Annotated in this window: 6 protein-coding genes; 2 read left to right on the forward strand and 4 right to left on the reverse strand. The window is 51.4% G+C overall.

Annotated features, from left to right (window positions below; genetic code table 11):
- A partial coding sequence (locus tag L215_RS10255) for a hypothetical protein (RefSeq protein ID WP_044111737.1) occupies positions 1-247 on the reverse strand: 247 nt, incomplete at its 3' end.
- Positions 248-605: 358 nt separating this feature from the next.
- Between L215_RS10255 and L215_RS09590 the strand changes: the two genes are divergently transcribed.
- Complete coding sequence (locus L215_RS09590) at positions 606-3197, forward strand: hypothetical protein (protein WP_052343471.1); 2592 nt, start codon at positions 606-608, stop codon at positions 3195-3197.
- 360 nt (positions 3198-3557) lie between these two features.
- On the opposite strand, the gene L215_RS0104045 is transcribed toward L215_RS09590, so the two are convergent.
- Together L215_RS0104045 and pta are read right to left on the reverse strand one after the other, a co-directional pair.
- Positions 3558-4754, reverse strand: coding sequence for an acetate/propionate family kinase (locus tag L215_RS0104045; protein WP_025884391.1), 1197 nt, complete (start codon positions 4752-4754; stop codon positions 3558-3560).
- Between the two features lie 34 nt (positions 4755-4788).
- Positions 4789-5796 (reverse strand): phosphate acetyltransferase, encoded by a 1008-nt coding sequence (gene pta, locus L215_RS0104050; protein WP_004331071.1) that lies wholly within the window; start codon positions 5794-5796, stop codon positions 4789-4791.
- A gap of 165 nt (positions 5797-5961) precedes the next feature.
- Between pta and L215_RS0104055 the strand changes: the two genes are divergently transcribed.
- Entirely contained in the window at positions 5962-6342 is a 381-nt protein-coding gene (locus tag L215_RS0104055) for a transposase (RefSeq protein ID WP_027451381.1), read from the forward strand.
- A 133-nt stretch (positions 6343-6475) separates the two neighbouring features.
- On the opposite strand, the gene L215_RS0104060 is transcribed toward L215_RS0104055, so the two are convergent.
- Positions 6476-6964, reverse strand: a complete 489-nt coding sequence (locus L215_RS0104060; RefSeq protein ID WP_027451382.1) for a transposase — start codon at positions 6962-6964, stop codon at positions 6476-6478.
- Between the last annotated feature and the right edge of the window lie 531 nt (positions 6965-7495).

Consider the following 7495-nt stretch of genomic DNA (forward strand, 5'->3'; position numbering starts at 1 on the left):
TAACAGATGAGTACACTCCCAGGACTAACAAAAATAACCCGAGTACCATCTCAGTAACACCTCCCCAACTGTGTACTTTTTTCAGGAAGAGGACACCCCCCCCTAGGAAATGGACAAATTCCTCCGTAGATATTTTTGATTTGCTACCTAGGAAATGGACAAATTCTTCGGACTTATTTTTTGATTCCTCCGAAGTATCATTTGATTCCTCCGAAGTTTCATTTGATTCCTCCGAAGAATTTTTCATTTCCTAGGTAGGAATTGGGCAAATTCCTAGGTAGCTATTTGGCAAATTCCTAGGTAGGAATTTCCAATCACCCAAGAAGCCCGAGTCATCACACCGCCCCCCAAAAAACTCAAAACAGCTTTTTCGGGGGCTTATCACTCCTTTTTTGACTTGTCATCTATAAACACCTAGTTCATAGAGAGTTGCCACCCTCTAATATCCAATTTTGATAAGTCACCACACTGAAAGATGTCCGATTTTGACAAGTTTCTGTCCGCATTTGATAAGAGATTTAGCACTTGTTATGCCTACTTTTGTAGCAAACAATGAGGGCAACGATTGCCCCCAATATACATTCACTTCAAAAACTATTACAGTAATGAAACAGAAACTACTACATCAATCACTCATCGTGACACTCGTCACGATGCTCTTAGCGCTCGCCGGCTCGTCAGCCTCAGCACAGACGAAGTACAACTTCTCTATAGCAGGTGTGGAGGTCACTTCCGCCAACTGCTCTGATCTCTCTAACATTCCTGGCGTCACAGGCGAGGTGACCTACGACCCCGACACCAAGACGCTTACGCTCAATAATGCAACTATCAACGGCGGTGACAAGGATGGCATTAGCTCATCCGCATACATAAATTGTGTTGTGAAGGGCGATGTAAACGTCACTAGCGATAAAGGTGATGCCCTCTTCTTCTACAACGAGGCAACTATCTTTGGAGGGGGAAAGCTCACAGCTAGCTCTAATGACGGGGCGGGTATTGGTGTGATGGGAGAACTAACCATTGAAGACTGCTCTGTCGTTGCTAGTGGTAAACAGGGATTCTGCGCTCGTGATGCCTACCTGAACGAGTCGCTCATAATCAATAATGCCTTCGTCACGGCAAAGGGGGCCGAAGGTTCTATCTATGGCTTCACAAACTTCACCCTCGAGGGGTGCAAGATCACGAAACCCGCAGGGGCTGTCTGGAATGACAGCGAGCACGCCGTTTGCGATGCCTCGGGCAACGTCATCACCGACGAAGTGGTCATCACACCACCTGTAAAGGAGTACGATCTCTGGATAGACGGCGTGAGGGTCACCTCGGCGAACTGCTCCGACCTCACCTTCATCCCTGGCGTCTATGGCAATGTCAGCTACGACCCCACCACCAAGACGCTCACCCTCGAGGATGCCTCCATCGAGGGAAGAGCACAACTTCAAGGTATACAGTCAAGAGAAGAGCTGACTTGTGTCGTCAAGGGGAAGGTCTCCATCACTTCTAATAGTAATTCGTGCGCAATGGAGCTCTATGGGGATGTCATTATAAAAGGGAATGGACAGCTCACTCTAAAGTCTTCAAAAAGCAATGGTATCTATACTGTGGCTGATCTACTTATTGAGGGTTGTACAGTCTATGCCGAAGGCAAATGGGGAATCGCAGGCGACGATGGCTCGTCTGGAGGGTCTCTTACAATCAGAAATGCTTCCGTCACGGCAAAGGGTAGCACCGAGGGCTCCATCCGCGACTTCGCAAACTTCACCCTCGAGGGGTGCGAGATCACGAAGCCCGCAGGGGCTGTCTGGAATGCCAGCAAGCAGGCCGTCTGCGATGCCTTTGGCAACGTCATCACCGACGAGGTGGTCATCGCATCTGTATACGAACTCAAGATAGCTGGTGAGCGAGTCACCTCGGCGAACTGCTCCGACCTCTCGGTCATCCCTGGCGTCACGGGCAAAGTCAGCTACGACCCTACCACCAAGACGCTCACCCTCGAGGATGCCTCCATCGATGGAGGACAAAGTCAAGGTATAGGGTCAAAAGATCCGCTGACTTGTGTCGTCAAGGGGGCGGTCTCCATCATTTCTGATAATTGGACCGCAATGACGTTTGATAAGAATGCCATTATAAAAGGGAATGGACAGCTCACTCTAAATTCTTCAAAAGACTGTGGTATCTATACTCTGGCTGCTCTACTTATTGAGGATTGTACAGTCGATACCGAAGGCAAATGGGGAATCGCAGGCAAGGGTGGCATGTCTTCTGGAGGGTCTCTTACAATCAGAAATGCTACCGTCAAGGCAAAGGGCGCCGAGGGTTCCATCTGCGACTTCACAAGCTTCACCCTCGATGGCTGTTCGATCATGAAACCCGCAGGGGCTGTCTGGAATGCCAGCGAGCACGCCGTCTGCGATGCCTCGGGCAACGTCATCATCGACAGGGTGGTTATCTCCCCGATGTCGTACAATTTGAAGATCGCAGGCGTGGAGGTCACCTTGGCGAACTGCTCCGACCTCACCGCCATCCCTGGCGTCAAGGGCAAAGTCAGCTACGACCCCACCACCAAGACGCTCACCCTCGAGGATGCCTCCATCGATGGAGGAGAACAACGTTACAGTATATATTCAACAGATGAGCTGACTTGTGTCGTCAAGGGGAAGGTTTCCATCACTTCTAATAATCGGAGCGCAATGGCGTTCGTTGAGAATGTCATTATAAAAGGGAATGGACAGCTCACTCTAAAGTCTTCAGAAGACTGTGGTATCTTTACTGGGGCTGCTCTACTTATTGAGGGTTGTACAGTCTATGCCGAAGGCGTTTATGGAATCATAGGCAGGGGTGGCAAGTCTGGAGAGTCTCTTACAATCAGAAATGCTTCCGTCACGGCAAAGGGCACCCAGGGCTCCATCTGCGACTTCACAAGCTTAATCCTCGAGGGGTGTGAGATCACGAAACCCGCAGGGGCTGTCTGGAATGCCAGCAAGCACGCCGTCTGCGATGCCTCGGGCAACGTCATCACCGATGAGGTGGTCATCACGCCTACGGGCGGCACGGCGATTGACTTCGTCACGCCGGAGCAGCTACCAGCGGATGGCGCTATTTACGATATGAATGGCGTGCTACGCTCTGAGCCACTCGAGGAGCTACCCACGGGTGTCTACATCATAGGTGGCCGTAAGGTCATGCACGTACGGAGATAGCTTTTGGCTATTAGCTGTTAGCTGTTGGCTGGAGTCATCGGAGCTATCGGAGCTATCAGAGCTATCGGAGTACTAGTGTCTCTAGCCAATGGCCAACAGCTAAAAGCCAAGAGCCAACGAAATAGCTGTTTGAAGTTCTGAGGGGAGTGCGTAGCTGGTCGGCACGCAAGTCTTCGTCCCTACGCCTCCTCTCAGTTTACCTCCGCTACTAGACTTAGTTGTTGGTGAATGCGCAGACCGACGGGTCGCATCCCGATGGTTTGCGAAGTTTAGGTTATATGATAAGGTAGGGACGAACATCTGTGGATGTCCGCCCCTACCTTTATTTTTGTCGTCTTGTGACGAGCTGGTAGGCTCGCTTTACTTGACGAGATCCATCGTGTCGCGTGCTATCATCAGCTCCTCGTCGGTGGGGACGCAGATGACAGTCACACGGCTAGAGGGCTTCGAGAGTACCTTCTCCTCGCCACGGCTAGAGCGATTGACTGCTGAGTCAAACTCGACGCCCATGAACTCTAGTCCAGAGACTACTGACTCACGAGTCGTCTGGTCGTTCTCGCCGACACCGCCCGTGAAGACGATGACATCGACACCGCCCATAGCTGCTGCGTAGGCTCCGATGTACTTCTTGATACGGTAGCGATACATCTCGAGTGCGAGCTTAGCGCGCTCGTTGCCAGCCTCGGATGCCTGCTCTACGTCACGCATATCGGAGGAGACACCGCTGATGCCGAGTACACCGCTCTTCTTATTGACCATCGTCGAGAAGTCGCTCGGGGTCATCTTTTCATGCTCCATGATAAAGGGTACGATACCTGGGTCGATGCTTCCGCAGCGAGTGCCCATCATCAGACCATCTGTAGGGGTCAAGCCCATAGAGGTGTCGAGGACCTTGCCATTGCATACAGCGGCGATCGAAGCACCATTGCCGATATGGCAGGTGATGATGCGTGTCTTGTCAAAGTCCTTCCCAAGGATCTCACAAGCACGATGGCTGATGTAGCGGTGGCTCGTGCCGTGGAAGCCGTAACGACGTACCCCGTACTTCTCATAGTACTCGTAAGGTAGCGCATACATATAGGTATATGCGGGCATCGTCTGGTGGAAGGCCGTATCAAAGACAGCTACCTGCTGCACCTTCGGAAGGAGCTTCGTGATAGCATCGATACCCTTCAGTGAGGGTGGGTTGTGCAGAGGAGCGAGGTCAGAGACACGCTTTACCTGCTCGATCACCTCGTCATTGATGAGGACGCTCTTATTGATTGCCTCACCACCATGTACGAGACGGTGACCCACAGCCTCGATCTGGTCGACACTGTCTAGGACAGCGTACTCAGACTTCGTCAGGATCTCGAGGATAAACTCGACAGCCACCGTGTGCTCGGGTAGCGGACGGTCTATCTGTACCTTCTTGCCGTCGGCCGTCTTAAACTTGATGAAAGAGTCGGGCAGGCCGAGCTTCTCAATACCGCCTGAAGCTAGGATACGAGCCTCGGGCATATCATATAGTGAATACTTGACAGACGAGCTGCCACAGTTAAGGACTAGTACGATCATAATTTATCTTTAGTAAAGGGAAGGGGGTGATGAATTACTTCTTAGCTGCGATAGCCTGGTTGCAAGTGATCGTGATCACATTGTAGACATCGTCTACGGAGCAGCCACGGCTGAGGTCATTGACTGGAGCAGCCATACCCTGTAGGATAGGACCGACAGCGGTAGCACGACCGAGACGCTCGACGAGCTTGTAGGCGACGTTGCCCACCTCTAGGTTCGGGAAGACGAGGACGTTTGCCTTACCAGCTACGGGGCTCTCGGGAGCCTTGAGCTCAGCGATCTTGCTTACGATAGCAGCGTCAGCCTGTAGCTCACCGTCGATGAGTAGGTCAGGAGCCATCTCCTTAGCGATCTTGTAAGCCTCCGTAACCTTGTCGATCATCTCGCTCTTGGCAGAGCCCTTTGTAGAGTAGCTCAGGAGGGCAATGCGTGGCTCCATGTCGCCAATGCTACGAGCCGTATCGGCAGAAGCGATAGCGATCTGAGCAAGCTCGTTGCTGTCAGGATTGGGCGTGACGGCGCAGTCTGCAAAGATGAAGAAGCCGTTCTCGCCATACTCCTTGAGCGGAGAGAAGATGAGGAATGCGCCACTGACTACCTTGAGTCCTGGGCGTGTCTTGATGAGCTGGAGTGCAGGACGGAGCACGTTGCCCGTTGTGTTGTGTGCACCAGCTACCTCACCGTCAGCGTCGCCAGACTTGATCATCAGGCAGGCGAGGTAAAGCGGATTAACCACTAGCTCGTCAGCCTGCTCACGGGTCATGCCCTTAGCCTTGCGCAACTCCATTAGGAGGTCACGATAAGCCTCACGGCGTGCGTGATTTTGCGGATCGATGATCTCAGCCTGGTCAATGTGCTTGAGCCCTAGCTCAGCAGCCTTAGCCTGTATCTCAGCAGGGTTGCCTAGGAGGATGATGTGAGCGATGCCGTCAGCGATGATGCGATCAGCAGCTTGGAGGGTGCGAGGCTCGAGACCCTCGGGGAGTACGATGCGCTGCTTGTTTGCCTTAGCGCGCTGTACGTTCTTTTGAAGTAGTTCCATAGAGGTGTATGATAAGTTTATATTGATGTGCAGTCTTTAGCTCCACAAAGTTACAAAATAAAGAGCAGAGCCTCTATGCACCGAACGCATTGTGCACAAAGAGACGCATGATAAAACTGTCCTCTCCTGAAATAGTACACAGTTGGGGAGCCAACCCCAACAGCAATGAAACCAGAAAAAAGTAAACGAGGACGAAAGGGATATCCCCTAGATTTCAAGTGGAGAGTCATTGACGACCTCCTAGCCACTGGCGAGAGCATCGCCACCACCAGCCAGCGCTACGGCATCACCACACGCACCATTCGAAATTGGTTGCGTACCTTTGATGTAGAGTTACCCAACCAAAGCAACAGTAGCACTATGAGCAAGACAAACAAGAACAAAGCCGTAGATCCAGATTACGCAGAACTCAAGCGCGAAAACGCTCGCCTCAAAGCAGCCCTCTTCCAGGCTGAGAGCAAAGCCTTAGTCAACAAGACACTACTCGAAGAGGTCCTGAATCGCTACCACATTGATCTAAAAAAAAAGACCGATTTGCAGCCGTGAGACAGCTTGAATACGCCAAAGTGAGAGATCAAAAGCTCTCCATAACCTACCTTTGTCAGCTGCTAGAAGTCAGCCGCAAAGGCTACTACAAGCACACCTTCACCGAGCAAGACGAAGATGTCAAAGTAGCCTATCATACCGAGTACTCGTCGCTATCCCAGCGTACCACATTGTTTTCGATGTACTTCGCAATGTTGTTTCCCTCTCTACGATTCCTAATAATGCGATCATAGTACCTTGGCCGCCACCCAAACTCTATCTTATGCTCCTGTGCAAAAGATGAGACAGCACCCTTGACACCTCCCACAACAATTGCTAAAGTTTTTCGAGCCGTCATTTGAATTGCAGGCTCCGTCTCTTGATTGATTGACACGATAGCATGGATATGGTTCGGCATGACGACGAATAGCGGAACAGTGGCATAGGGGTAATGCTCGGGGACCTTTTCCCACTGTTGCTGGCAAAACTCCCCTATCGGACTGAAATGCATGACACCATCTTGTACTTTGCCGAAGTAATGTTGCTTATCCTTAGTGCAGATAGTTATGAAGTAGATGCCAGCTTTGTAATCGTGAAAAGTTGCGCGGGGGGATTTTCGATCATTGTGGCAAGAGGTGTGCATAATAGGATACGTGCTTGAAGTTCGACACAAAAGTAGCAATAACTTAGATACAGCAACCATAGGACCCAGCTGGGAGGTGTAACAATCCCAACGTGCAGCGATGATCCGTGTAAACAAATGGACGAACAAATGATACGTATAACCCGTGACGTGTAACAATGATACGTATAACCCTTTGTAGGGACGCACGGTCGTGCGTCCGTTGTTTCAAAGGTTACAGCGTCATGGCTTTAACGGGGACGGACGCACGACCGTGCGTCCCTACAAATCGTTACACGTCATGGCATCCATATCAGTCGTTACACGTCTTGCCGTACTACAACGGACGCCCTCTCGCTAGACACTCCCGTGCGTCCCTACAGCGGGTTGTCCTCTCCTGAAATAGTACACAGTTGGGGAGCCAACCCCAACAGCAATGAAACCAGAAAAAAGTAACCGAGGACGAAAGGGATATCCCCTAGATTTCAAGTGGAGAGTCATCGACGACCTCCTAGCCACTGGCGAGAGCATCGCCACCACCAGCCAGCGCTA

This window comes from Porphyromonas uenonis DSM 23387 = JCM 13868 (assembly GCF_000482365.1).
GTDB lineage: Bacteria > Bacteroidota > Bacteroidia > Bacteroidales > Porphyromonadaceae > Porphyromonas > Porphyromonas uenonis.

Coding starts and splice junctions, on each gene's coding strand:
- L215_RS09590 (WP_052343471.1), top strand. CDS start 606: ATGAAACAGAAACTACTACATCAATCACTCATCGTGACACTCGTCACG.
- L215_RS0104045 (WP_025884391.1), bottom strand. CDS start 4,754: ATGATCGTACTAGTCCTTAACTGTGGCAGCTCGTCTGTCAAGTATTCA.
- pta (WP_004331071.1), bottom strand. CDS start 5,796: ATGGAACTACTTCAAAAGAACGTACAGCGCGCTAAGGCAAACAAGCAG.
- L215_RS0104055 (WP_027451381.1), top strand. CDS start 5,962: ATGAAACCAGAAAAAAGTAAACGAGGACGAAAGGGATATCCCCTAGAT.
- L215_RS0104060 (WP_027451382.1), bottom strand. CDS start 6,964: ATGCACACCTCTTGCCACAATGATCGAAAATCCCCCCGCGCAACTTTT.